This is a genomic window from Lysinibacillus sp. OL1 (genome assembly GCF_004332175.1).
Lineage (GTDB): Bacteria > Bacillota > Bacilli > Bacillales_A > Planococcaceae > Lysinibacillus > Lysinibacillus capsici.
The window spans coordinates 221094-245389 of record NZ_SJDS01000001.1 but is presented as its reverse complement, the minus strand read 5'-3'; the positions used below and the strand labels follow the sequence as shown (position 1 = coordinate 245389).

At 38.2% G+C, this 24296-nt stretch carries 28 protein-coding genes; 12 read left to right on the top strand and 16 right to left on the bottom strand.

Features of this window, described 5'->3' with window-relative positions; all coding sequences use genetic code 11:
- Positions 1-4: 4 nt before the first annotated feature.
- The 6 genes from EW028_RS01270 to EW028_RS01245 all read right to left on the bottom strand — a co-directional run bounded on the left by EW028_RS01270 (position 5) and on the right by EW028_RS01245 (position 5903).
- Positions 5-565, bottom strand: a complete 561-nt coding sequence (locus EW028_RS01270) for a glycerol-3-phosphate acyltransferase (protein WP_112117657.1) — start codon at positions 563-565, stop codon at positions 5-7.
- A 58-nt stretch (positions 566-623) separates the two neighbouring features.
- Positions 624-1589, bottom strand: coding sequence for a YpdA family putative bacillithiol disulfide reductase (locus EW028_RS01265; RefSeq protein ID WP_054550702.1), 966 nt, complete (start codon positions 1587-1589; stop codon positions 624-626).
- A 113-nt stretch (positions 1590-1702) separates the two neighbouring features.
- The gene (locus tag EW028_RS01260; RefSeq protein ID WP_131519657.1) at positions 1703-2461 is read right to left on the bottom strand and encodes a metallophosphoesterase; all 759 of its coding nucleotides are present in this window, start codon (positions 2459-2461) and stop codon (positions 1703-1705) included.
- A gap of 143 nt (positions 2462-2604) precedes the next feature.
- Complete coding sequence (locus EW028_RS01255; protein ID WP_131519656.1) at positions 2605-3342, bottom strand: LysM peptidoglycan-binding domain-containing protein; 738 nt, start codon at positions 3340-3342, stop codon at positions 2605-2607.
- Between the two features lie 86 nt (positions 3343-3428).
- Entirely contained in the window at positions 3429-4871 is a 1443-nt protein-coding gene (locus EW028_RS01250) for a RecQ family ATP-dependent DNA helicase (protein ID WP_131519655.1), read from the bottom strand.
- Positions 4872-5903: a YpbB family protein gene (locus EW028_RS01245; protein WP_048389783.1), complete on the bottom strand. Its 1032-nt coding sequence runs from the start codon at positions 5901-5903 to the stop codon at positions 4872-4874. It lies immediately after the preceding gene.
- 106 nt (positions 5904-6009) lie between these two features.
- On the opposite strand from EW028_RS01245, the gene EW028_RS01240 reads away from it, so the two are divergent.
- The 3 genes from EW028_RS01240 to EW028_RS01230 all read left to right on the top strand — a co-directional run bounded on the left by EW028_RS01240 (position 6010) and on the right by EW028_RS01230 (position 7936).
- The gene (locus tag EW028_RS01240) at positions 6010-6258 is read left to right on the top strand and encodes a ferredoxin (protein WP_004232564.1); all 249 of its coding nucleotides are present in this window, start codon (positions 6010-6012) and stop codon (positions 6256-6258) included.
- A 137-nt stretch (positions 6259-6395) separates the two neighbouring features.
- Positions 6396-6989 (top strand): hypothetical protein, encoded by a 594-nt coding sequence (locus EW028_RS01235; RefSeq protein ID WP_048389781.1) that lies wholly within the window; start codon positions 6396-6398, stop codon positions 6987-6989.
- 164 nt (positions 6990-7153) lie between these two features.
- A complete protein-coding gene (locus EW028_RS01230; RefSeq protein ID WP_004232559.1) occupies positions 7154-7936 on the top strand; it encodes an enoyl-ACP reductase FabI in 783 nt (260 codons plus the stop codon).
- A 52-nt stretch (positions 7937-7988) separates the two neighbouring features.
- On the opposite strand, the gene EW028_RS01225 is transcribed toward EW028_RS01230, so the two are convergent.
- Positions 7989-8717, bottom strand: coding sequence for a sulfite exporter TauE/SafE family protein (locus EW028_RS01225; RefSeq protein ID WP_048389779.1), 729 nt, complete (start codon positions 8715-8717; stop codon positions 7989-7991).
- A gap of 14 nt (positions 8718-8731) precedes the next feature.
- Complete coding sequence (locus EW028_RS01220; protein WP_131519654.1) at positions 8732-9931, bottom strand: MFS transporter; 1200 nt, start codon at positions 9929-9931, stop codon at positions 8732-8734.
- A gap of 299 nt (positions 9932-10230) precedes the next feature.
- Here EW028_RS01220 and EW028_RS01215 point away from each other — a divergent pair, with 299 nt between their 5' ends.
- Both EW028_RS01215 and EW028_RS01210 read left to right on the top strand, forming a co-directional pair.
- Positions 10231-11055, top strand: coding sequence for a methyl-accepting chemotaxis protein (locus EW028_RS01215; RefSeq protein ID WP_048389774.1), 825 nt, complete (start codon positions 10231-10233; stop codon positions 11053-11055).
- Between the two features lie 17 nt (positions 11056-11072).
- Positions 11073-11618, top strand: a complete 546-nt coding sequence (locus EW028_RS01210) for a GNAT family N-acetyltransferase (RefSeq protein WP_131519653.1) — start codon at positions 11073-11075, stop codon at positions 11616-11618.
- A 36-nt stretch (positions 11619-11654) separates the two neighbouring features.
- Here the strand turns inward: EW028_RS01210 and EW028_RS01205 are convergent, their stop codons facing one another.
- Both EW028_RS01205 and EW028_RS01200 read right to left on the bottom strand, forming a co-directional pair.
- Positions 11655-13199 (bottom strand): flotillin lipid rafts scaffold protein FloT, encoded by a 1545-nt coding sequence (locus EW028_RS01205; RefSeq protein ID WP_004232547.1) that lies wholly within the window; start codon positions 13197-13199, stop codon positions 11655-11657.
- Positions 13200-13214: 15 nt separating this feature from the next.
- Entirely contained in the window at positions 13215-13745 is a 531-nt protein-coding gene (locus tag EW028_RS01200; protein ID WP_131519652.1) for an NfeD family membrane protein, read from the bottom strand.
- A 154-nt stretch (positions 13746-13899) separates the two neighbouring features.
- Here EW028_RS01200 and EW028_RS01195 point away from each other — a divergent pair, with 154 nt between their 5' ends.
- The gene (locus EW028_RS01195) at positions 13900-14277 is read left to right on the top strand and encodes a hypothetical protein (RefSeq protein WP_131519651.1); all 378 of its coding nucleotides are present in this window, start codon (positions 13900-13902) and stop codon (positions 14275-14277) included.
- Positions 14278-14403: 126 nt separating this feature from the next.
- Here the strand turns inward: EW028_RS01195 and EW028_RS01190 are convergent, their stop codons facing one another.
- From EW028_RS01190 to EW028_RS01175, 5 genes are all read right to left on the bottom strand, one after another.
- Positions 14404-15138, bottom strand: a complete 735-nt coding sequence (locus EW028_RS01190) for a hypothetical protein (RefSeq protein WP_131519650.1) — start codon at positions 15136-15138, stop codon at positions 14404-14406.
- Positions 15139-15709: 571 nt separating this feature from the next.
- Positions 15710-16501, bottom strand: coding sequence for a GNAT family N-acetyltransferase (locus EW028_RS01185; RefSeq protein ID WP_131519649.1), 792 nt, complete (start codon positions 16499-16501; stop codon positions 15710-15712).
- Positions 16494-18293 (bottom strand): ribosomal protection-like ABC-F family protein, encoded by a 1800-nt coding sequence (gene abc-f / locus EW028_RS01180; protein ID WP_131519648.1) that lies wholly within the window; start codon positions 18291-18293, stop codon positions 16494-16496. The genes EW028_RS01185 and abc-f overlap by 8 nt, the downstream gene beginning before the upstream one ends.
- A gap of 104 nt (positions 18294-18397) precedes the next feature.
- Positions 18398-18538 (bottom strand): RAxF-45 family protein, encoded by a 141-nt coding sequence (locus EW028_RS25060; protein ID WP_004232534.1) that lies wholly within the window; start codon positions 18536-18538, stop codon positions 18398-18400.
- Positions 18539-18693: 155 nt separating this feature from the next.
- Positions 18694-19722, bottom strand: a complete 1029-nt coding sequence (locus EW028_RS01175; RefSeq protein ID WP_131519647.1) for an AbrB family transcriptional regulator — start codon at positions 19720-19722, stop codon at positions 18694-18696.
- A gap of 205 nt (positions 19723-19927) precedes the next feature.
- On the opposite strand from EW028_RS01175, the gene EW028_RS01170 reads away from it, so the two are divergent.
- The 6 genes from EW028_RS01170 to EW028_RS01145 all read left to right on the top strand — a co-directional run bounded on the left by EW028_RS01170 (position 19928) and on the right by EW028_RS01145 (position 23833).
- Positions 19928-20377, top strand: a complete 450-nt coding sequence (locus tag EW028_RS01170) for a LytTR family DNA-binding domain-containing protein (protein ID WP_131519646.1) — start codon at positions 19928-19930, stop codon at positions 20375-20377.
- A 1-nt stretch (position 20378) separates the two neighbouring features.
- On the top strand, positions 20379-20780 hold the full coding sequence (locus EW028_RS01165) for a DUF3021 domain-containing protein (protein ID WP_131519645.1): 402 nt from the start codon (positions 20379-20381) through the stop codon (positions 20778-20780).
- 6 nt (positions 20781-20786) lie between these two features.
- Positions 20787-21707 carry an ABC transporter ATP-binding protein gene (locus EW028_RS01160; protein ID WP_131519644.1) on the top strand — a complete coding sequence of 307 codons (921 nt, stop codon included), beginning with the start codon at positions 20787-20789 and terminating at the stop codon, positions 21705-21707.
- Positions 21707-22582, top strand: coding sequence for an ABC transporter permease (locus tag EW028_RS01155; protein ID WP_131519643.1), 876 nt, complete (start codon positions 21707-21709; stop codon positions 22580-22582). Before EW028_RS01160 ends, EW028_RS01155 begins: the two co-directional genes overlap by 1 nt.
- A 135-nt stretch (positions 22583-22717) precedes the next feature.
- The gene (locus EW028_RS01150) at positions 22718-23473 is read left to right on the top strand and encodes a DUF2087 domain-containing protein (RefSeq protein WP_131519642.1); all 756 of its coding nucleotides are present in this window, start codon (positions 22718-22720) and stop codon (positions 23471-23473) included.
- Positions 23474-23491: 18 nt separating this feature from the next.
- Positions 23492-23833, top strand: a complete 342-nt coding sequence (locus EW028_RS01145; RefSeq protein WP_131519641.1) for a GIY-YIG nuclease family protein — start codon at positions 23492-23494, stop codon at positions 23831-23833.
- A 39-nt stretch (positions 23834-23872) separates the two neighbouring features.
- Here EW028_RS01145 and EW028_RS01140 read toward each other — a convergent pair whose 3' ends face one another.
- Positions 23873-24253: an MmcQ/YjbR family DNA-binding protein gene (locus EW028_RS01140; protein WP_131519640.1), complete on the bottom strand. Its 381-nt coding sequence runs from the start codon at positions 24251-24253 to the stop codon at positions 23873-23875.
- Positions 24254-24296: the final 43 nt, after the last annotated feature.

The window sequence follows — 24296 nt, the reverse complement described above, 5'->3', positions numbered from 1 at the left end:
TCCTTCACTTCCCTCTTTTCAATGATTCCTGAATATTAGACATATGCTTAATAAGCATACACACGATTGCCATGATTAAAAGTCCATATGGCTCTAATTTCCCTGCTTGAATAATTGCGGCTATATAAAAAACAAAGCCCCCAACCATGCCAAGTGTCAGACTTCTAGTAAATGCAGATATAAGTGCTGTACCAATAATCATCCATAAAAAAAGACTTGGCGATAAGGCGAGGCCCACACCAATAAAAGTAGCTACACCTTTCCCTCCATTCCATTTCAGCCAGATCGGAAATAGATGCCCTATTATCACCCATGCAGCTCCGCCAATAAGGACCCATTCATCCAATTGCCACATGCGTCCTAACCCGACAACAAGTACACCTTTTAATGAATCGCCAAGAAGAGTCAAAATAAACGCTGTTTTCCCAATCACACTTCCCGCATTACGAGCGCCTAAATTTTTACTACGCTCTTCCTGCAAATTGACACCGTATATCTTACCAACGAAATAAGCCGTCAAGATGTTTCCTATTAAATAACTCAAGAGCCAATACAAGCCAATCATTGAGTTGCCTCCTTGCTAAAAAGGCTGTATAAGCTACATGCCTATACAGCCTCGATCATTATTTTTTTCTCTGCTCAATAGTTCGAGCGATACATTCGCCATGGAAACGACCATTTTCAATAAAAATTTCATTGGCATTATTTCCTGCTGCAATAACACCTGCAATGAATAGTCCTTCAACATTGGTTTCCATCGTTTCAGGCGTAACATAAGGACGACCCGTTTCTTCCTCTATGTCCACTCCCATCGCTTTAATAAAGGAGTGATCAGGATGATAGCCAGTCATAGCAAAAACGAAATCATTTTTTACTATTTTCTCTTGGCCCTCTACTTCTAAAACAACTTCGTGCTCTCGTATTTCCAATACATTTGTATTAAAAAGCATGTCAACTTCTCCAGTTTTGACTACCCCTTCAAATTCGGGCAATACCCATGGCTTGATGCTTGGAGAGTATTCGCTGCCACGATAGGCTACGGTTACACGAGCACCGGCTTTATTTAATTCTAACGCGGCATCTATCGCTGAATTTTTGCCGCCTATAACTAGAACATCCGTATCAAAAAATTCATGGCCCTCTTTAAAGTAATGGAAAACTTTAGGTAACTCCTCACCATGGATATTTAAATAATTCGGATGATCATAATAACCTGTTGCAATGACAACATAGGGCGTTTCATATATTTCCTTATCGGAGGTAACCGTGAACAAATCATTATTTTTTACAACACTTTGTACTTTTTCGAAGCGATTAACTTGTATATTTTTTAAACGGACGACCTCTCGATAGTAGACAAGGGCTTGATTGCGTTTCGGCTTACGTCCTTCAATAATAAATGGTACATCACCAATGGCTAACCGTTCACTCGTACTAAAAAATGTTTGATGTGTAGGGTAATGATAGATGGCATTGACGATATTTCCTTTTTCAATCACAATAGGTTGTAAACCAATATTTTGCAAAGCTATTGCTGCTGCTAAGCCGCATGGGCCTCCTCCAACAATAATTGCATCTGCTTGCTGCATTTCTTGACACTCCAATCGAATTTGAACAGCAAAAATTGCTGCTCCATGCTTTCACATTATCATAGAATAGACGATACTTTTTTATTATACGCCTTCTCACACGTTTTGGTTGTTTATTTACTCGATATATCAATGTCAATTATATGACATTGGGGCTTTGCACCAAATCGAAAAGGTACTAATGTCGTCCCATAGCCATTGCTTACTAAAGTCATGACACCATCACGCCGACGATAGGAACCATTTGGATGGACACCATATGGACCGAATCTGATTTGCCCTCCATGTAAATGTCCCCCCATCATTAAATCCGCACGATATTTAGCCCGAACTTTCGCAAAAACCTCTGGATTATGGGCGATAAAAACAACTAAATCCTGCTCTCCTATCTTTGCAAAAGCTTTTTCAAAACTATATTCTTTAACAGTTGTATCCTCAATAGCACTTAACCAAAAGCTATTTTTAAGCGGAAGCTGTACGGCATCATTGACAATAATTTGAACATGGTATGCCTGTAAAATGTCCTTCAGTCTTTCTTCCCCAATTTCTCTGTCATTATTGCCCCAAATAAAATAGGTTGGTCCAAGGGACGTTAATAATGATAAATTTTCATGAATACGATCAATCGGTGTACGGCTATCCGCAAAATCACCGCCAATAATTACTGCATCAAAATGATGTCCCTGTAACTGTGCAATCATTTTCTTACTTATTTTACGTAAATGAACATCTGAAATAAAAAATAATCGTACCTTCTCCTGTTCACCCTGTAATGAAAGCTGGTGAGACAATACATTATTTTCATGTGCCACCTTCCACATATAAAGTGGAGGGGCGATGACTACCAAAAGAAATAGCCCTAAATATAGCATTTTCTCACTTCTCCTTACGACAGCAAAAAGGCGATTCTTCTTAAAAAACGAATCGCCTTTTTGCTAAATCAGACGTACGTTTTGGTGTGAACGTTTGTCTGTAATTTTATACTAGAAAACCTATATAACGATAAAAAATTCTATTAAGGTAACTTAATGACTTGCCCAACCATTACAGTATTAGAGGACATCCCATTAGCAGCACGAATTTTAGCTAAAGTCGCTTCACTGCCATCGCCATAGTGATTTAATGCAATTCGGTATAAGTTCTCATTTGCTTTTACAGTATGTGTCGTTGCTTTAGCATTTTGTTTTGCTTCTTCCGCTTTTCTAGCCTCTTCTGCTTTTCTTGCTGCCTCTGCTTGTTGTTGAGCTATTCTTGCTTCTTCAGCTTTTTGAGCTTCTTCGGCTTTTTTTGCTTCCTCTGCCTTTTTCGCCTCTTGAGCCTTTTTCGCTTCTTCAGCAGCTTTTTGCTCCGCTGCTAATTTATCAGCATCTTTTTGAGATTGCTCTTGAGCCTTCTTATCTCCCTGAGCGTCTTGACCCTTATCATCTTTTTCCTTATCTTTATCTGACGCAGATGCTTCTGAAGGATCTAATTCCACAACCTGTTCAGCTGTATCCTTTTCGGCTTGTTCAATCGTTTTTCCTGGTTCATAAAATTTCCAAAAATAAATAAGAATTGTTAATGGTATCAAGATAAAAATAACAAACAGAATCGTCATTAACGGTGTCTTACGTTTCGAATTTTTTGGCTTTTTGTTTTTATTACCGTTTTTATTCATTCTGGAAACTCTTGATAAGGATTGCTGTTCTTTTTGCTCATCTTCAAACGATTGACGATGCTCTTCTATTTTATCGCGATAATCTTCTTTATTCATTCGCCTTTCCCCCAACCTTACTACGCTTTCTATCATCTCTATTATGACGAATTTTACGAAAAAAGTAAATGACCGTCAGTTTTAGTCTAATTACCCATTAATAATTGTTGCAATCGACTTTCCCACGTTGCCATTTCTACTTTCTTTTTCTCTTTTAAGCGTACTTTCTTGATTACATCATAATGGATTCCACAATTTTCACAACAGTTTTCCGGCTTTTTCTGCAATTTTTGCCCAAAATACCCGACTAAATGTTCACGAATACAGTCTTTTGTCTGTATGATTTGAAGCATTTCATTCACTGCATTGTATTTCTCTAGTGCTAAATGATTTAATCGGACCTTCACTTGTTCCGAAGACTCTCGTTGCAGCCAATAGTCTAACACACGGAAGGCTGTCTCACTTAACTCCCCATTTTTCAGCATTTGGATGGGCTGTATTTGCTGAGATAGCAGCTCCTGATAGCGGTCAACATGATGTAAAGTTGGTAAATCGCCTGTCACAACAAATTTAGCCAGCTCCTCATCACCTTCAGCATATAGTAATATAGCAAGTGCAGAGTGACCATCCCGCCCTGCACGTCCGATCTCCTGCATATAATTCGCTATATTGGCAGGCATTGATTCATGAATGACCTGCCGTATATCAAGCTTATTAATGCCCATACCAAAAGCGTTTGTTGCAACAATCCAATCAAGTTCACCAGCTATAAATTGCTGTTGAATAAATTGACGGTCCTCCACCCCATAGCCAGCATGATAGGCAGCAACACGAACGCCCTCTTGTAATAAGGCTTCGCTATATTGTTGCGCACGTTTACGTGAGGAAACATATAAAATACCAGGCCCTGCTGTTTCCATAATATTGTGCATGAGCCATCTAGCTTTATCAGCCTTATCCTCCACTACTACACAACCTAAATGAATATTCGGGCGGTCAACATTATACATAAACTCGAAGGGAGCTTTGAGAGATAAAGTTTCCCGTATATCTCGAACAACCTTCTTTGTTGCCGTAGCAGATAATGCCAAAATTGGCGGACGATTTTCTCTCGATAGCCAGTCACCTATTCGTAAATAATCTGGTCGAAAATCAAAGCCCCATTGTGAGATACAATGTGCCTCATCTACTACGATTAAACCTAGCTTCATCTGCGCCAGTTTCTCTTGTACCTGTTGCTGGAGCAGCATCTCTGGGGAAGTAAAAATAAAACGATATTGCTCTAAATAATGTAATACATAACGTTTCTCTGTTAGTGATAAAAAGGAATTTAAAGCTACCACCCTCTTTTCCCCAAAACGCTTCAGCTCTTCTACTTGATCCTGCATTAATGACAGTAAGGGTGAAACAATTAGTACAGGTTTCTCTAATGTATAGGCTGGTAGCTGGTAGCAGAGTGATTTTCCCATTCCTGTTGGCAATAAGGCAATAACATCTTGTTCTTGTAGTAATGCCTCAATGACTTCTTTCTGTCCTGGCCGAAATGATGAATAACCAAAATGCTTATGCAATAATTGTTCAAGTTCCATTTATACTTCTCCTTTCGCAAGGACAAGCCTTAATTGAAAATAACTCATATCGTTTAAAGCTTCATGTAATATTTTCAATTTTTTTGTTTGATACTGCTTCGATGCCTGCCACACTTTTTGGGCTTCATCATAGGAGACGAATGGGCCAATAGAAAAGTTCGGTTCATACATAGCTAATTCCACAAAATGATCCTCAATTGTACTTTGTTTTAGTTTTCTCATTTGAACAATTTGCTCCATCGAATAACCTTGTTCATATAATTGTGCGGTTTGTTGTGCAGAATCTGTTAGCAATATTTTAACTTTTAATCCTTCTGCCACATGCCCTAGCAATGGGTAATCATCTATTTTTTGATGCACTTCATTTAATAATATATGTAGGGTTTCAATAAAAGCTAATTGACTATCCAGTACAGTTTCCTTCCGTTCATCTGCAAGCTGTTGCCACGTCCATCCTGGTAATTGATAACCACTTAAACGATACAGAACAAGCTGTTTGCTTGCATCTGACACAGGGAGAATAGTTAGCACATGATTACATTCTGTCAATAATTGCTGCTGTAAATGACCTTCCTTATAATGATGTGCCTGTAAAAAAGTTCGCACCCACGCTTGAATCATTGTATCTCTACTAATCGGTGAAAAGGTACGAACGGCTGCGGCTTGATGTGACAAACTTTGTACAATGAGAGAGAGCCTCGCAAAAAACACATGCTCATTTCCCCGATAGTGCCAACCATCAAAGAAAAAGGTTGGCGTTTGTTGTGCACGTTGTAATCCTAGCGTTTCCATGTAAAAATGACCAGATTCCTGCACATTTAACCAACTATTCTGCATAAATAAGTTTACAGCCTCATCAAATGTAGTACGAGATAGTTTTGGCAAGAGGCCAAAATATTGATGCAGTTGAAAAAGACCAATATCTTGAATCGTCTGGCCTGAACGCTTCCCTCTTAGGACATGATAGGCAGCCGAAATCGTCCGCTCTTTATTGAGTTTTTGAAAGATTTGCAATAAAATTTGATGAAACATTGACGCAAATTCCTCCAATTTAATAGTATTTAAGTTGAAATGTAAGATAAACATCTTTAAAATGAGTATGAAGCTTTGTAGGAACATCGTTAAAGGAGAGAATAAAATGGCTAAATACACAATAGTTGATAAAGATACATGCATCGCTTGTGGCGCATGTGGAGCCGCAGCGCCAGACATTTATGATTATGATGATGAAGGCATTGCCTTCGTTATTTTAGATGATAACATGGGAACTGCTGAAGTTCCAGAGGATCTATTGGAAGATATGCAAGACGCTTTTGAAGGTTGTCCAACAGACTCTATCAAAGTAGCAGATGAAACATTCGATGGTGACTCATTAAAATTTGAATAGTCTTCCGTTGATGTATATCTTAAAAGGCATCCTTCAGGGGATGCCTTCTTATTGATTAAAATATTGGCTATCTTTTGCATCAAGATAATAGGCATATGGTCCATTGCTATACATACCAATCTATTGGAGGAATGTGAATGTTTGAGCAGTTACAAGTTGAGCATAGTTTATTTTATATTGATCAAGACCATATGAATAGATTTAAAAATCTTGCTGCAAAGTGGCAATCAATATTTCCAGATGTTTGTGCGAAATGTTTGAATACTGTGGACGCATGGGCAAACGTGTTAAATAACTGGGTTTTCTTAAAATCGCAGCAGACCGATGAGCTCATTCTAAATCCTTCTAAAGCCATCTATTATTCCATCAATACATTCTTATTAGATGAGCTCCAAAAAATTCAAATAATTCAAAAAGTAAAAGAATGTGAGAATGATGATTTTCAGTATTTTGCGGCCTTCCACTTAGGAAATGCCATCGATTTATGGGTGTACGATACACTTGAAAAAAGTGCAGAATCTGATTTGTTAAAACCACAAAATCGAATACCTTATTATCTTGCCTTTTTAGACGATGATTTTCAAACAGACAATGCTTTATTCCATAAAAATCAAACAAGAGCAATCAAAATATTGGCACAGGTCATTCGGTCACAAAATTGCTTTAGAATCACTGTCAGTAGTGCTGTTAATCGAGCAGTAGATATGTATGATCATTATGTAACAAAATAAAATAGCACACTTTTTAATTCGTCTCTACTGTAAAGAGATGAATTTTTTTTGCTCTCTAAACTACTTCTCTTTTCATCTTGTTATTGCAACGTTATTTTATGTATGATAAGATTTTAGTAGTTGGTACTAATAACAGATATTATCTCACAAAGGAGTTCTTCATAATGATGGATAATTTATTACAATTAAAAGATAAGAACATTGTTGTCATGGGCGTAGCAAATGATCGCAGTATTGCTTGGGGCATTGCTAAACGTTTATTTGACGTTGGTGCAAATGTCATCTTCACGTATCGTCAAGAACGTTCATTAAAAAAATTACAAAAACAATTAGAAAATATCGGACAATCCGATTCTCTTGTTGTTCAATGTGATGTGAATAGTGACGACAGCACAAAAGCAGCTTTTGAAGAAATCGGCTCAAAGGTTGGTGTTATTCATGGGATTGTACATTCAGTGGCTTTTGCGCATGCAGAAGATTTACACAACCGCTTCCTTGAAACAACTCGAGAAGGCTATGCATTCGCACAAGATACAAGTGCCTATTCACTTATTTCCACTGCAAAAGCAGCTCATCCATACATGACAGAGGGTGGCTCTATCGTTACAATGAGTTACTTAGGTGCAGAACGAGTACTTGATGGCTACAATGTGATGGGCGTTGCAAAAGCTGCATTAGAGGCTTCTATGCGCTATCTTGCTGCTGATATTGGCCAAGATAATATTCGCGTCAATGCTATCTCAGCTGGTGCTATTCGTACACTCGCTGCAAAAGGTGTTCCTTCTTTTAACACAATCTTACACAAAATTGAAGAAACAGCTCCTTTAAAACGTAATGTTCAACAAGACGAAGTAGCAGATATGACGATTGTTATGCTATCTCACCTATCACGTGGTGTGACTGGTGAGACGATCTACATCGACGCTGGCTACAATATTATGGGTTAACAATAAAGAAGTATGGGAGGATGTATTATCCTTCCATACTTCTTTTTGTTGTTTATAGCATTGTCCATAAACTTTGGATCAACAAAATTAAGCCTGCTGCTACTAATAGAAAATAAATTAAGATTTTAAACAATTTTTGATTTAATCGCGTAAATAGCATTTGTCCAAAAATAAGTCCTAAGAAAACAATTGGCAAAGCATACATACTATATATCCAAACCATTTTACTTGTACCCTCAAAAATGACTTGAGAAAGTAAGCTAATTAGATAGATAAATATATAGTAGGCTAGTGAAACAGCTCTAATGGTTTCTTTATTTCTATGTGTGCTCGCAAAATAGAGCAACAGTGGTGGTCCAGCCATCCCAATACTTGTTGTGAACATACCTGATATAAAACCAACGCCATAATCTCTACTCCTTGTTTGTTGAATAGAGAAATTTTTAATCAATAGAATCGTAAGCCCTATAAGAAGGATAGCGATGAGCAGCTTAAATGTCGTCACATCGACTAAGGCAAATAGTATACTACCAAAAGGAGCACCTGCAACACTACCGATCATCACCTTTTTAAGCAACGCTACATCAATATCATGTCTCACCTTCCATATGAGTGAAAATGAAATAACAAGGGACAGTATTATATTTATTTGCATCGCCTCTTGTGGTGTAAAAAGCAACAGTAAAAAAGGCGTAGCCATAACGGAAAAACCAAAACCTGTACTGGTTTGTAAAATAGAAGCTGCTAGGATAATGAAAAAATAGAAAAGTAATTCCTGCAAAATGACACCTCACATCATGTTGTGATACGTTGTCTAACAATGAATTTTTTTAATAAAAATGATAGGACACAAGCAATGAATAAAAACAGAGCGATCATCACTATAACACCCATCCACCCATATTTCATCCAAAAAACGCCTCCTACTGTTCCTCCAACACTTGAACCAAAATAATAGAAAAATAAATAGAGAGAAGATGCTTGTGCTTTATCGTGGGATGCTCGTTTGCTCACCCAGCCACTTGCGATTGAATGAGCTGCAAAAAAGCCAAAGGTAAAAACGGTTATCCCTATAATCTTTAAAGTAAGTAGCCCATTGAGCGTTACTATAGCTCCAGCTAGCATAATGGCAATGGCCAGTAAGAGCATTCGTTGGCGACCATAACGATCGGCTAAACTGCCAAACCATGCCGAGCTAAATGTCCCAACTAAATAAATGACAAATATCCAACCTACAATTGTGGCACTTAAATTATAGGGAGGTGCCATTAGTTTAAAGCCAATATAATTATAAAGTGTGACAAAGCTTCCCATTAAAAGAAACCCCATCCCATAAAGACACAGCATAGAAGGATCTCTTAAATGTTGCAGTAGGGTTTTGGTCAATGCTATTAATTGTAAAGGTCGCGCGCTGAAATGTTTGGAGCTTGGTAACATCCAGACAAACAATAAACTAACTAGCAGGCTGATTCCTCCTAGTACCATCATGCCTGTATGCCAGTTATAATGGTCCGTTAAGGTACCAATAATAACTCGTCCACTAAGTCCCCCTACTGAATTACCGCTAATATATAAGCCCATGGCAACCCCTAAGCTTGCTGGTTCCATCTCTTCTCCCAAATAAGCCATAGCGATTGCTGGTAAACCTGCAAAAACGATGCCTTGTACAACACGTAAAACTAAAATTGTTTCAAAGTTAGGTGAAAATGCAAGAGCTAGTGTCAGGACAGAAGCTGCAAAAATAGAAATCGTCATCAATGATTTTCTTCCCCATGCTTCTGATAACGAACTGACAATTATTAAACTCACCGCTAATGCAAAGGTAGTTACTGAAAGAGATAAACTTGCTACAGCTGGTGAGACGTGAAATGCTTCTGAAAATGTTGGTAGTAATGGCTGCGTTACATATAGGTTAGCAAACGTAATAAAGCCTGCTAAAAATAAGGCCCAATTCGCTTTATGAAACGCCCTCGTACCCTTTTGTATATAGTCCATGAAACTCTCTCCTTAACTTCTTCCACATGCTACTATTATTCTAATACAATATTTCGCAAAACACACGTCTCCTTGTCAAAAAATAGACAAAAAGGCCTTCATTTTCACCGCTGCAAAAAAATAATAATTGACAAATAAAAGCACTTCGGATTTGTATGTTCTTCTTTTAATAAAAAATATAAATAGCTATTTTGACTTGGCAAATATTGTGCTACAGTAAAAGTAATCATCTAGAACCATTGTCACAATGAAGACAGATGACACAACCATTTTCATTGACGAGACTTGGAGGAATTTTTATGAAAATTATTGAAGCTTTAGCCCTCGCAACACCTTATATTCATCTAGCATTAAAACAAGAAGCCATTGTAGCTGTTGTTGAAAAGGAAAATGAAACAGTCGTTAAATACTTAGCAGGTAAACGTGTGGATTCCGGCTACCATGATGGACAAAAAGTTAACGCCAATGACCAAAATGTTTTCATCGCCTTTAATGGACAAAATGCAGATGTGGTGATACCAGAGGATGTTTACGGTGTAGCAATCAATGCTTTTTCATTCCCCATTCGTGAAAATGGTCAAGTAGTAGGTGCATTAGCTTTTGGCTTACCAATAGATAATGAGCTCAAACTTGAAGATTATATGGCTACGATGGATAAGATCGTCAACAGTCTACAGGATAAAGTACATACAATCGCTTCCCATTCTGAGGAATTAGCGGCCACTAGTGAGGAAATTAATAAGCAGGCACAGCATGCCCTAGAGGACTCTGAAAAAACAAATGCCGTGACAGATTTAATTAAAAGTATATCTCGCCAAACTAATTTACTAGGTTTAAACGCATCCATCGAGGCTGCACGTGCTGGACAGCACGGCGCTGGCTTTAATATTGTGGCACAGGAAGTTCGAAAGCTGTCCTTTGAGACGTCTAGTGCTACCGAAAATATAGAATCATCATTACGGAATATCAATAGAAATCTAGATAATCTAAAGCAAAATATGGGACAAATCAATGATGCAACAAATGAGCAAGCACAGCTCGTACAGGATTTCAGCGAAATTATAGAAGAATTAACTTTACTTAGCCGAGAAATGAAAGGCTTTATGCACAATGCGTTAAAATAATAATGAGGTGAACAATAATGCAAATTACCATTAACCAAGATTTAGCTTTACGGATGATCGCACCTGAAGATGCAGAGAAGGTTTTTGCATTAACGGATGCCTCGAGGGAATATCTGAAAGAATGGCTACCATGGCTAGATTTTACAAAAGAACTGGCGGATACAAAAGCCTATATTGAGGGCTGTATTAAGGGACATGAAGCGAACAGTAGCCTCTCCCTAGTCATTCTCTTTAAAAATGAAATTGTTGGCATTGCAGGCTTTAACGCAATTAACCCGAGCAATAAAATCGGCACTATTGGCTATTGGTTGAGCGAAGGAGCACAAGGACATGGCATCATGACGAAAACGGTAAAAGCTTTACTGCAATATGCCTTTGAAACATTGAAGCTTCATAAAGTTGAAATTCGTGTTGCTGAAGCGAATCACAAAAGTCGCGCAATCCCAGAACGTATTGGATTCATGCAAGAAGGAACCATTCGAGCTGCAGAATGGCTCTACGATCATTATGTAAATCACGTTATTTATGGCATGCTTGTAAGTGAATGGCAGCAACAACTATAAAAAAACGACCTGATGAGATCATCAGGTCGTTTTTTGTTAGGATTGTTCTACCGCTTCTTTCGTTTCTTCAGGTGCTTGCTTTTTTTCAAGTCCTAAAGCAATCTGCTCTAATTCTGGACGCAATGTGTGCTTCCCAGCATAGCTCTCGATCAGCTCTTTTACATCGAGACCAGAAGTTTCTTTTAATGTTTCTTGAAGTGTAGACATTAAATTGGTTGCGTAAGATGTCACCTTATTCGCACCACTTCCCTCTCCACCACCAGTATCGACCACTGTAATCTTATCGATATTGCCAAGTGGACTTGCAAGCTCTTTTGCATACTCTGGCATCATGCGTACAACCATATCCAGTACAGCTGCTTGACCATAGTATTCAAAGGCTTCGGCAATCTTACGTTTAGCTTCAGCTTCAGCCAGACCACGTAGACGAATGATATCAGCCTCCGTCTCCCCTTGTGCTCGCTCTGCATCAGCTTTGGCAAGACCATCCAAACGAATTTTCTCTGCCTCTGCTTTTGCTAATGATTCAATACGATATTTTTCCGCATCAGCCTGTGCAAGCTCACGCATTTTTTCGGCTGCGGCATTTTGCTCCACTGCATAGCGATCTGCATCTGCTTTCTTTTTAACCTCAGAGTCATATTGCTTTTCTCTACGTAAAATCTCTTTTTCTTCTAATTCAATTTGCTTTTGACGCTCGATAATGCGAATTTGCATTTCTTGCTCCGTTACTTCCTGCTTAGCACGAGCAGTTTCAAGCTCATACGCTTGGTCAGCACGCGCTTTGGCAATATCCTGCTCACGTCGGAACTCAGCTACTTTTAATTGATTTTCTTTTTCTGCTTCTGCAATTTCCGTCGCACGCTCTAGTTCTGCCTTTTGTGCTTCCTTAGACGCTTCTGCACGTTTAATACGTGTTTCTTTTTCTGCATCTGCTGTCGCAATATCAGCATCTCGCTTTACCTGTGCGATTCTCGGTTTCCCTAGTGAGTCTAAATAGCCATTTTTATCTCGTACATCCTTGATCGTGAAGGATACAATGACAAGACCCATCTTTGCTAAATCTTGTGAAGCAACACGTTGAACTTCCTGTGAGAATTTATCGCGGTTTTTGTAGATTTCTTCAACCGTCATAGATCCTAAAATGGAACGTAAATGACCTTCTAATACTTCACGTGCTTCCCCTTCGCGCTCTGCTTTTTGCTTGCCTAAAAACTGCTCTGCTGCTGTCGCAATTTCTGAAATGGAACCGCCAATTTTAATAATGGCTGTACCATCTGCCATAACAGGAACACCTTGCTCTGTATACACCTCAGGCGTTGTCACTTCTAGTTTACTAGAAAGTAAGCTTAACGGCTGTGCTTGCTGGAAAATAGGGAATACAAATGTACCGCCCCCACGAATGATTTTAATGCGATTCCCCGACTCATCCTTATGTACATTTTTGGAGCCGAGATAGCTACCTGTCACAATCAGTGCTTCATCAGGACCAGCCGTACGATACTTTGTCACATATAAGCCGACTAGGGCAATTAATACAAATGCTACAATTCCTAAAACAATTAAGATATCGGTTGACATAGACATATCTCTCCTTTAAACAAATTTTTTCTCGTACGTTCTAACAAAAAGTGTTCCGTCCTTCACATCCACAACAAGTACGGTTTCATCATAGTCAATGGCTTCATTATCATAGCCCGTTGCCCGTTTTGAAATCATGCCACTTGTCGTTTCGATAACAACCTCGCCAAAACCATCTACTGGAATTGGCACAATAACTCTTCCTAATTGCCCGCCTAGCGATTCCTCTGTGTAAGCTAAAGAAACATCAGCGGAACGTAGCGGAACGAGAACAAATAAATAAAAGATGGAACTTAAAATAGCACCGATGATACATGCAGCAATGATGTTCCAAAAGCTAGAGAACCAGGCTAGTTTTTCTAAAATAAAACCTGCTGCTGACATCAACGTAATGAAAGATAGAATGACACTCGGATTAAAAATGGGCAGTCCTTCCCCAATACCTTCGACTGCATCACCAAAAAACATAACCAATACTGTGGCAAGGCCAGCGAAAATCAAAACCACCAAAAAGATCTGCTCGAGTGAATAGCCAAATAGCGTCAAGTTGCTCACCCCTTTTCATCATATTACCTACTATACGGATGTACCTCAGGAAAAGTTTCAAAATTTTTCAAACTCTTCTTTAAAGTATTATTTTTTGCTTTCATTAGAACCATGTTACAATAGAAAAGTATTCTGACAACTAAGGAGAAATGGCATGAAGCTTTCGACAATCTTAAATTTTGTTATTTTAATATTTTTCACGTTATTATTCGTTAATGATTTCTTCCCTGATACAGCTATTGCTGCGATGCTGACTAAAAAAATAATATTGCTTATATTAGTTGGGCTTGTCATCATTCAGCTAGCCTTCGACAAGGGTAGATATAAAAGATTATCAAAAAAGGCTTATATCGGATTAACTTTGTATACAGTTGGATTATGGATTGTTTTAACATTGCTTGGCGGTCAGTCACAAATTGGCCTATCGTTCACAAGTCCTCTATTCTATATCATTGTTGTGCTGCTTGGATTGGATTTACTGCGCCTTTCACGCCAAACTAAGCGGGATCAAACAGAGGAGAAAGCGAAGTAAAGCACAGCTATCCGTCAATCTTACGAAGCTATCTACCACTTTCGCACTGCTAACCGTCACTTTTGTCCTTCTATCCGACGACAACAACAAAAGCATGTCTCCGATTTTGACGGAGACATGCTTTTCTTATGATTCTAATACATTTAAAATGGCGTCCAGTTCATGGACAGCTAGATCTAAGCGTTCCTTTGCTTCGATATTTTGCTGTTTTAAGTGACCAAACTCTAGTAAATTTTTCTCATGCTTTAACTTGATAGAAGATAGACGTTCGATTCGTGCTTCTGCTTTTTCTATTGCTTGCTCACAGACTGTTGTCCAGAGCTTTTCTGATTGCTGCATTTCCGTTGTCGATGGGTTGTGCTGACGCATAATTCGTGCATAAACCATTTCTATTTGTTCTATTAGTTCCGAATAAAAATGGCGCTCAACGCGTGTTGTTTGGAATGTTGGATGCTCTACCTCTTTGGCATATGGCGTTATTTGACGAAGTAGCTTGCCAGCATTTTCTCCAAAAGCATGGGATAAATTCAAGACATTCATTAATTGCAATAATAAGCGTATTTCTTCTAGATTAATAAGTTGGGAATCGATGCTTTCCTTTAACTTTAATGACTCCATGTAGCGTCGATCAAAATGTTCAATTTCACCGTTGCGCTGCTCTACTAAATGGACACTTGCATTGTCTTTCAAGCTTTTAATATAGCGAATGGCATGGTTTTTTAGCTCTTCTTTTGACAGCAAGTTATCATTGTCTTGTTGTGGTTTTTCTCGTTGAACATACGCAAATGCATCCATTTTTTTGGGCCATTGTGCTGCTTGGGTTTCATCTGAGACATTATAGCGTATATAAATTCCGTGCATTTCATATCCTCCAAGTCCATTAAACAAGTATCTCTAAAGACAATAAATCGAATACGACATTTTTTCAAGTAAAAAACTTTTAATAATTGAAAATCCTTCTTTTTAACAATAAAACAAAAAACGCGAATAGTCGATACTATTCAGGATTTTACTAGTTTCCATTCTTTCCTACTTATCCTTTAACAAGTTTCATTCGCAAACTATTAGACATATACTACACGATTAAAATAAGTAACAGAAGCTCCAATAAAACAGCTCCCACCTCCATTTATAGGCATTCATCGCAAAAATGAATGGTCCACCAGCTCCTGCTAAGCAGGTATAGTTCCATCTCGCAAATTCATATCAAAGCGATAGCTGACAATGGATACTGTTAACTGAGGCCTGAGGAATTTGATGTCGTAATGAGCAGCTATCTTGCTACAGGAGCAGGAAATAATTTTTGCTGATTATATTTTAAAGCACCCCTTCATCAAAGCACTTGTAATCAAAATTGCCAAGTACAGTTCTAAAAAATTGCCAAATTCCTTGTAAGCACTACAGGAATTTGGCGACCTTTATGTGTAGCTATTTAAGCCTGTTGGCGGATGTCTTGAATGCTCTTCCCTTCAGTAAACGCATGAATCGATGCAATGGAGCCCACCGATTTAAAATTTGCCTTCTCATAGACTTTGGCAACCTGTTCACTAATTGGTAATATCCAAAGATCGTTCAATCCCAGCTTGACTGATTGCTGTTGGATATGCTGCAGCATATAGCCGATTAAACCACGACCACGATAGCTTTCAGTTGTTGCAACACTTTCAATCCTTCCTTGATTTCCTGACACAAAAATAGTTGCTGAGCAGCACGCCACCCCATCTAGTCTTAATAGATAATACGTAAAATGTGAAGAATGATAGGTTTCCTCAAATGCCTTTTTTATTAATGAAGGCTCCCCAAATGCAGAAATGCTCATTTCTACTGCTAATGCTTCCTCCTTATTTGCATCCGTTACACGCTCAATTTGAATGGCAGGATTAGGTGGAAGTATCGCATATTCACCGTCCCAGTACTGAATTTCATTAACAAAATGCTCATATTGAAAGCCGTGCGTCTCTAATGCCTCTATACATAGCTGATTTTCTTCTAGATTATATAAATAAATCCGCGGGATCAGAGACTTTGATTGGTAGAAGTCTTTGATGTCTTGTAAAAATAAATCAGGTTGTTCAATCTTTCGCCAAATCTGTGCATGATTTGCATCATAATAGGTTGGGATAGCCTGATTGTAAAATAGGACCCCCTCCTTACAAACCTCCACTTCACTGAAACTCTTCACATACTCTATATCAAGCTGCATAATGCGTTCTAAATTAAACATGCTCTGTGCCCCCTTCTAACCATCTTTCATATAAATTTTCTAATTGAAGTTCAAGCTTCTGCCGTTGTTCTTTAGCAAGCGATGGTTGTTGTAGTTTTGTCTCTAATTTTTCAATTTGCTGTTCAATCGGTAATTCCTTTTTAGGTGACTGCGTTTTATTTACTGGTTGTTTATCAATCGTTTTCATTGCAAGTTCCTGTCGTTTTCCTCTAGCCCACTCATAATCTCCCTCAAAAACCTGAATAGCCTGGTTTTCAATCCACGCCGTTTTCGTAAAAATTTTCTGTAAGAAATAACGGTCATGTGACACCCCAATAATCGTACCTTCAAAGGATTCTAGTGTCTCTTCCAATACTTCCCTTGCTTCAATATCTAAATGGTTTGTTGGCTCATCTAAGATTAAAACATTGATATCCTCATGCATTAATTGTGCTAAACGAAGACGCATTTTTTCTCCACCACTTAGGTCCTTCACTTTTTTAAAGACATCATAGCCATAGAACAAAAATCGTGCGAGTATATGGCGAGCTTCCGCCTCTGACACGGCGACACTTTCACGAAAGGCATCAATTAATCGTATAGCAGGATTTGGATGTTCAAATTGCTGGGAAAGGTAGCCAAATTTCACATTGCTTCCAATTTGACACACTCCCTGATTAGGAATGATTTCACCTAACATCATTTTTAATAATGTTGATTTTCCACTACCATTGCTCCCAACAATCGCTAATCTTTCGCCAAAATAAATAGCTAGATTGCTGTCCTTCAATAAAGGCTTATCAAAGCTATGATCAATGGCTTGCAATAGCACGACCTCTTTACCACTGCGTTCAGCCATCGTTAACGCTAAATTCATTTTCTTTTTAGTAAGGGGCTTCTTTACTCGCTCGATACGTGCTAATGCTTTTTCCATACTCTTAGCACGTCGATGCATCGATGCGTTTGGTGGATTCGCCTCATTTGCCCACTGCTTTAATCGTTTAATTGTCTCTTGCATCTTTTTAATTTTCTTTTGCTGCTCTTCATAATTTGCAAACTGTTGCTCAATTTTTGCTTCTTTTTGTGCTATAAAAGCATCATAATGGCCGTTATACGTAAAAGCCTCCCCATCCTCAATTTCAATAATCTTTTGGGCTACTTGATTCATGAATTGACGATCATGAGATACGACAATGACAATCCCCTCAAAGTTTCGCACATAATGTTCAAGCCACTCAATAGCTTGCATATCCAGATGGTTCGTTGGTTCATCCAATAACAAAATAGAGGGCTTTTTCAATAAAATTTGTCCAAGCATAACCTTTGTTTTTTCACCACCACTTAAACTACTAAATGGCTGCTCTAGCATATCTGAAATACCCAGTCCATTTGCAATCATTGCTAGCTGTGCATCTACTTCATAGCCCCCTAATAGCATAAATTGCTCCTGCAATTGCCCATATTGCAGTAATATTTTATCCGTGACCGTCGACTGCATCTCTTGCTCAAGTGCTGTCATTTTTGCCTTTATTGCATAAATATCCGCAAATGCTTCCTCTAGCACTTCTTTTACGGCATGGAGTGGATAATGTGGAATCTGATGTAAATAGCCAATCGTTGCTTCTTTACTTTTAATTATTCGTCCCTTGTCAGGTATCTCTACCCCTGCAAGCAGTTGTAATAAAGTCGTTTTTCCACTGCCATTTACACCAACAATCGCCACATGTTCACCACTATTTACCTCTAGCTGTAAGTTCTCGAATAATATATTGCCACCCATAATTTTTTGGATTTGTTCAGCTTTCATTTGCATCGTTTTTTCCTCCAATGAAACGTGCGAAAACATCTTTTGAACACAAAAAAGACTGCTCATTAACAAGCAGTCCTCTTCTCAATTAAATGTGTGAAAAAGAATGGTTAATTCGCTACGTTTGTTATTTGATTTTGCTTAAAAATGGACAGACCTATCCCGTTGTTCGCAAAATCGAAAGTAATTACACGTGCAAAATACATAGCCGTATCCACTTTTACACATGTTTTCGTAGCGTTTTTATTCATTCCTTCTCACCTCCGTTCATAGTAGTTATGGCTATCATAACATTTTTCGGATTATTTGGAAAGGGAAAATTTAACGTTCATTTATCATTATTCAAAAGTTCTATTTAATGGAAATTTGCACAAAGAAAAACATGAGAGGTTGATTCATAGCCCCCTCATGTTTTCACTTTTTTCACAAATATTTTTACCACAGGCACAAGAAAAATCGAGACAACTAGTACACGAAAAAGCTGAAAGGCCGTGACAATCGTGACATTTGCATGGACCGAAGCGGCAATAATCCCCATTTGATCAAGACCACCAGGAACAATACTTAAAAAGCTCGTCCTAAAATCAAGGCTGTACAACGCTGCCATCACAAATGTTAAACCATAGGCTGCCCCAATAAAAATGCCCGCTGAAACAAACGCATAAAAGATATGCTTCTTCGATAAATGTAAATCCTCTTTTTTCAATAATAATCCGATATAAATTCCTAGCATGAGTTGGGCAATATGCAGAAGTGATAATGGTAATTTTGGTACATCTATCCCTGCCATATTAACGCCCATTAGTAAAAACACTGGGCCTAGCATATAGCCTGTTGGAATTTTTAGCTTTTGTGCTAGCCACCCTGCGCCACCACATACCACAAGTATGCTAACAAGGTTCCATGTGTATGTTCCATCAATCATAGAACTATTGCCACCTGCCCCTGCCACCATTAAAGGAACAAAGCCAACGATTAAAAGAACGCGAAGGATTTGAAAGAATGTGATGACCACCATATCCATCTCTTGTTGCTCTTCCGCAAATGCCACAACCTGCGACATGCCCCCAGGAACACAGCACGTTAAGGCAGTCGCAAAATCTAAATCTGTACGCTTGGCAACAAGGAAACTTACCGCAAAAAACAACAAAATAAATATGATATTTAACACGACCATGCTTCCTAAAAAAAGCTTGATGTCCTGTACAGCTTCTGGTGTAAAGGCATAGCCGATAGAATAACCTGCTACGACTAAACCAAAATTGCGGAAAGCATGATGCCATTTTAATTGGACATTGGTGGATAGCTGCACGATGAGCACCGCTGTAATCGCTCCTAACAGCCAAGGCATCGGTATATGGAAAAATTGAAAAACTACAGCACCTATTAAACCAATGCATAATGTGATGAACATATGCTTATCAAAAATAAACATGGTAGCAACCCCTTCAACTCGATAAGCCTATTATGACCTTTATAAACCGCTTTTTCTACTGGACCGACTTTTGAGCTGTTTGCTATCGCTGAAAAAGAACCTGTTATCCAGCAAATAAAACCTCTTATCGAACAATTTATCCCTGTGAAAATTTTCTATGCTACATTAGTAATACCTGATTCAGCGTTTTTAAAGGAGGCCTCCTATGAAAATTCATTTAACCATCAATCATGAGCTTGAGGAAACTGAGGTTCATATTCATGCCAAGGACTATAATGAGCAAATTGAAAGATTGATGAGACAGCTTCAAGCATCGCAAACTACGATGCTAGATGGGTATGACCAACAAGAAATTCATCTCTTAAAAATTTCGGATATTTATTCCATTTACGCAGAGGATGCCAAGGTTTTTTTACAGACAGATGAGCAAGAGTTTGAGTCCAAGCGAAAATTATATGAGCTTGAGGCTCAGCTAGCCAAAGATTTTGTGCGCGTAAGTAAGTCTACACTCGTCAATATCCATAAAATATCCTCTATTCAAATGGGCAAAATCGGCACTACACAGCTATTACTTGAAAATGACGTAGCCATTCATGTCAGCCGAAAATATTTAAAAGAATTAAAGAGACACCTAGGTATTGGGAGGGATTCATAGCATGAAGTATGTACGCATGATGATTATCGGTCTACTCATTTCCCTTAGCTCCTCTTATGTCTTAGTGACACTTAGCGTCCTATCAAATAATGCGGTGGCGTCAGGAACAGAATTATTGGAGCAAATTGTGATCGCGAGCATTCTTGGTATTGCCATTGGTTTGCTATCCGTCATTTTTGATTTGGAGCAATTGCCTTTTACAGTTCAGCTTCTTCTACACTTAGTAGCGGTGACAGCATGTGTGCTAACCGCAGGCTATTTTGGTAATTGGTTTGATTCAGGTATATGGTACGTACTTATTGCGGAAGCCATTATTTACTTGATTGTTTGGTGTATTCTATATGTTTTTCAATTAAATGATATTGAAAAAATCAATAAAGAAATTCAAAAGAGAAGGGATTAACCACCTATGACTTTTGCGATAAAAGTTGAAAATTTATGTAAACAATATGGAAAACAGCAAGCTGTCAAAGGCATTTCTTTTACAGTCGAACAAGGCACCCTATTCGCTTTTTTAGGTGAAAACGGTGCAGGTAAATCTACAACGATTGAAATACTTTGTACTTTACTAAAAAAATCGAGTGGTCAAGTAACTATTAATGGTTTCACACTCGACGCAAGCAATGATAACGCGGATATCCGTAAATCTATTGGTGTCGTTTTCCAGCAAAGTCTATTAGATGAGCGCTTAACTGTACGTGAAAATATCCTACATCGAGGGAAAACATATGGTTTATCGAAAGCACAGCTTACCGATAACTATCAATTTGTTTCCACCTATTTGCATCTAGAGGATATTGAAAAGAAAAAATATGGCACATTATCAGGGGGACAAAAAAGGCGAGCAGATATTGCTCGTGCACTCATTCATCGTCCAAGTATTTTATTTTTGGATGAGCCTACAACGGGTTTAGATCCACAAACACGTCAATTTGTTTGGCAGGCGATTAAGCAACTTCAACTGGAAACCAATATGACAGTTTTTTTAACGACCCATTATATGGAGGAAGCGGCAGTCGCTCACCAAGTCACTGTCTTAAAGCAAGGTAAAATTGTCGCACAGGGAACACCCGATGCACTAAAAACAAAATATGCCTATGATTCAATGGCTCTCGTTTTTCAAAATGCACAGGAGGGTGTAAAGTTTCTTGAGGAAAATGCGATCTCCTACACGGAGAATCAAGGGATATACACCATCCGTTTAACGTCTACCTTACAAGCACTTCCCCTTTTAAAAAAAGCTGAGCCACTTATCGCCTCCTTCGAAGTCATTAAAGGATCAATGGATGATGTCTTTCTTCATATTATCGCAGAGGAGGAGGTTGCGTAGTGGAAGCATTAATTAGCTTAGTTCTGCGTAATAATAAAATATTTAGACGGGATAAAACACAGGTGTTCTTCTCCCTGCTGTCAGTCATTATTGTCATTGTGTTGTACGCTGTCTTTCTCCAAAAAATGCAGGTAGATGCCATTGAACAACTAACAGAAGCTACACCTGAATTGATCACCATGGTCAATGAGTGGCTAGTAGCAGGTTTACTATCCATGATTGCTGTTTCGACAACACTTGGTGCCTATGGTATCGCTGTTAAAGACCAAGAATCCAAAGTACAAGCCGACTTTTTAACAGCTCCCCTTTCTCGTGCAACTATTCAGTTGAGCTATGTGCTCAATGCATTTATTATCGGCTGTATTTTTTCCTTTATTGCGCTCCTTGGCTGTGAAATCTTTATTGTCACAACGGGAGGTAAGCTTCTAAGTTTTGGGGATTTTATTCAGGTATTGAGCATACTGTTTTTATCTGTCTTGCTTGCGAGTGTTTTTAATTTATTTCTTTCGTTATTTGTGTCGACCCAAAATGCTTTCTCAACACTCGGCACAATTGTTGGTACATTACTTGGATTTTTATGTGGTGTTTATGTACCTCTTGGAGCTCTACCAAGCTTTGCACAACATATAATCATGTACTTTCCAATTAGCCATACAACACTATTATTACGCAATGCATTTATGGAGAGCTCTATTGCAAATGTCTTTGATGGTGTGCCCGCTTCTTATGTGGAAGATTATAAAATGAATTATGGCATTGTTTATGAACTAAATGGACATATACTTAGCTCCACAACAAGTCTAATTGTGATTGTCTGTACAATTGTAGTTCTTTCTCTAGCATCTATGATCTTATTTAAGAGAAAGTATAACTAAATATGAGCCAGCAATTTTACACATCGTTTAGAATACGATGTGTTTTTTATTGCATTAAAACAAACATTTTGTTATTTTAAATATTAAATAGCAAACAAATCATAAATTCGTTTGTTTTATCAAGGAGGGGTTGCAATGGATGTAAATGAATTATTTTGGCAAGCTCCTATCGATGATCTAAAAAAGGGATATATCGATCAAGCGGCACACTTCACCTGCCTACTATGCGGTGAAAAAGTAGAAAAAGGCATTATTTATCCTCAAGAGGGCTTATTATATGAAGCAGAGAAAATGATGCAACATCATATTACATCGGCTCATCATTCTGTTTTTCATTATTTAAACGGTCTCAATAAAAAAATGACAGGCTTAACAGAACATCAAAGTCATATTTTACGCTTATTTTATGAGGGAAAATCAGATCAGGAGATAAAAGAAGAATTAGAGATTGGCAGTGCCACAACGATTCGCCATCACCGTTTTGCTTTGAAAGAAAAGGAACGCCAAGCCAAAACATTGATGGTGATGATGGAGTTACTAAAAGAACAAGATCAGAAGGAGGAACCATTTGTGCCTATTCATAAAACAGCTACTATGGTTGACGATCGCTATAACGTAACCCTCACAGAAGAACAGCAATTATTAGAGAAGCTATTTCCAAACGGTGTTGGCAAGGAACTGATACGCTTTCCAAAGCGGGAAAAACAGAAAATTGTAGTGCTGCGTGCAATAGCAAATCTTTTTGACGAGGAAAAGCATTATACTGAAAAAGAATTAAATGAAGTGATTAAACCGATATATGAGGACTATGTTCATATTCGTCGTTACTTAATTGAATACGGTTTTCTTGACCGCAAAGCAGATGGCAGTGCCTATTGGGTAAAAAAATAAGAAAGTAGGTTAATAAAAATGGATCATAAAAAAGAGTTAAAAGAAATGTATAAAGAGATGAAAATTGAAGCTGGTGTTTTTACAATGACCAATACACAAACAGGCAAAGTATTTGTGGGGAGCTTTAATAATTTAAAGCGTTTAAATGGCTTTCAATTTATGCTAAAAACCAATACACATACGAACAAGAAGCTTCAGGCAGATTACAATTTATATGGTCAAGAAGCTTTTGACGTAGAAATCGTTGAATATTTAAAGAAAAAAGAAGAAGGCTATTTCGATGAAAAAAAAGAGCTCGAAAAGCTGGAGCAAAAATGGCTTGACACACTAAAGCCTTATGGTGAGCGTGGTTATAATTAGTCATTCGCGCATTTGCCAAAAAGGTAAATGCGCTATTCATTACTTGTTTGATGGGTTGCCAATTAATTGAATTTCCTGCTGTGCTTTCTTCGTTAGTTTATTGAAAACAAGCTCATAGGAATGTTGGATAAGATTCTCTACCAAATCCCTTGGGACATCCTCAGCACCCATATAAATGGAATTCCAATGGGTTTTATTCATATAGTAACCAGGTATAATGCTTGCATAGGCTTCTCGTAATTCCTCCGCTCGAGCAGGCTCACATTTCAATGTAAGAACAGGCTTACCTGTTCTATTTCCCCCAAGCATGGCATACATTTTTCCACCGATATGATAGCGATCTGCTTGCCACTCCTCTTGATAGTCATACGTTGTTCCATGAAGCTGTATACAGTAAGCATGAATTATTTCTTTTTCCATCTTTACAATCCCCGTCCCCTCAAATAAAAACACACGTTCGATT

Excerpts from the sequence above, each read along its gene's own strand:
- EW028_RS01160 (WP_131519644.1), top strand. The coding sequence starts at position 20,787 with ATGACTTTTGCGATAAAAGTTGAAAATTTATGTAAACAATATGGAAAA.
- EW028_RS01205 (WP_004232547.1), bottom strand. The coding sequence starts at position 13,199 with ATGTCAACCGATATCTTAATTGTTTTAGGAATTGTAGCATTTGTATTA.
- EW028_RS01255 (WP_131519656.1), bottom strand. The coding sequence starts at position 3,342 with ATGAATAAAGAAGATTATCGCGATAAAATAGAAGAGCATCGTCAATCG.
- EW028_RS01145 (WP_131519641.1), top strand. The coding sequence starts at position 23,492 with ATGGATCATAAAAAAGAGTTAAAAGAAATGTATAAAGAGATGAAAATT.
- EW028_RS01220 (WP_131519654.1), bottom strand. The coding sequence starts at position 9,931 with ATGGACTATATACAAAAGGGTACGAGGGCGTTTCATAAAGCGAATTGG.
- abc-f (WP_131519648.1), bottom strand. The coding sequence starts at position 18,293 with ATGCAAATGAAAGCTGAACAAATCCAAAAAATTATGGGTGGCAATATA.
- EW028_RS01210 (WP_131519653.1), top strand. The coding sequence starts at position 11,073 with ATGCAAATTACCATTAACCAAGATTTAGCTTTACGGATGATCGCACCT.
- EW028_RS01140 (WP_131519640.1), bottom strand. The coding sequence starts at position 24,253 with ATGGAAAAAGAAATAATTCATGCTTACTGTATACAGCTTCATGGAACA.
- EW028_RS01170 (WP_131519646.1), top strand. The coding sequence starts at position 19,928 with ATGAAAATTCATTTAACCATCAATCATGAGCTTGAGGAAACTGAGGTT.
- EW028_RS01185 (WP_131519649.1), bottom strand. The coding sequence starts at position 16,501 with ATGTTTAATTTAGAACGCATTATGCAGCTTGATATAGAGTATGTGAAG.
- EW028_RS01190 (WP_131519650.1), bottom strand. The coding sequence starts at position 15,138 with ATGCACGGAATTTATATACGCTATAATGTCTCAGATGAAACCCAAGCA.
- EW028_RS01195 (WP_131519651.1), top strand. The coding sequence starts at position 13,900 with ATGAAGCTTTCGACAATCTTAAATTTTGTTATTTTAATATTTTTCACG.
- EW028_RS01215 (WP_048389774.1), top strand. The coding sequence starts at position 10,231 with ATGAAAATTATTGAAGCTTTAGCCCTCGCAACACCTTATATTCATCTA.
- EW028_RS01250 (WP_131519655.1), bottom strand. The coding sequence starts at position 4,871 with ATGGAACTTGAACAATTATTGCATAAGCATTTTGGTTATTCATCATTT.
- EW028_RS01150 (WP_131519642.1), top strand. The coding sequence starts at position 22,718 with ATGGATGTAAATGAATTATTTTGGCAAGCTCCTATCGATGATCTAAAA.
- EW028_RS01245 (WP_048389783.1), bottom strand. The coding sequence starts at position 5,903 with ATGTTTCATCAAATTTTATTGCAAATCTTTCAAAAACTCAATAAAGAG.
- EW028_RS01175 (WP_131519647.1), bottom strand. The coding sequence starts at position 19,722 with ATGTTTATTTTTGATAAGCATATGTTCATCACATTATGCATTGGTTTA.
- EW028_RS01270 (WP_112117657.1), bottom strand. The coding sequence starts at position 565 with ATGATTGGCTTGTATTGGCTCTTGAGTTATTTAATAGGAAACATCTTG.
- EW028_RS01230 (WP_004232559.1), top strand. The coding sequence starts at position 7,154 with ATGATGGATAATTTATTACAATTAAAAGATAAGAACATTGTTGTCATG.
- EW028_RS01235 (WP_048389781.1), top strand. The coding sequence starts at position 6,396 with ATGTTTGAGCAGTTACAAGTTGAGCATAGTTTATTTTATATTGATCAA.
- EW028_RS01165 (WP_131519645.1), top strand. The coding sequence starts at position 20,379 with ATGAAGTATGTACGCATGATGATTATCGGTCTACTCATTTCCCTTAGC.
- EW028_RS01260 (WP_131519657.1), bottom strand. The coding sequence starts at position 2,461 with ATGCTATATTTAGGGCTATTTCTTTTGGTAGTCATCGCCCCTCCACTT.
- EW028_RS01265 (WP_054550702.1), bottom strand. The coding sequence starts at position 1,589 with ATGCAGCAAGCAGATGCAATTATTGTTGGAGGAGGCCCATGCGGCTTA.
- EW028_RS01240 (WP_004232564.1), top strand. The coding sequence starts at position 6,010 with ATGGCTAAATACACAATAGTTGATAAAGATACATGCATCGCTTGTGGC.
- EW028_RS25060 (WP_004232534.1), bottom strand. The coding sequence starts at position 18,538 with ATGAATAAAAACGCTACGAAAACATGTGTAAAAGTGGATACGGCTATG.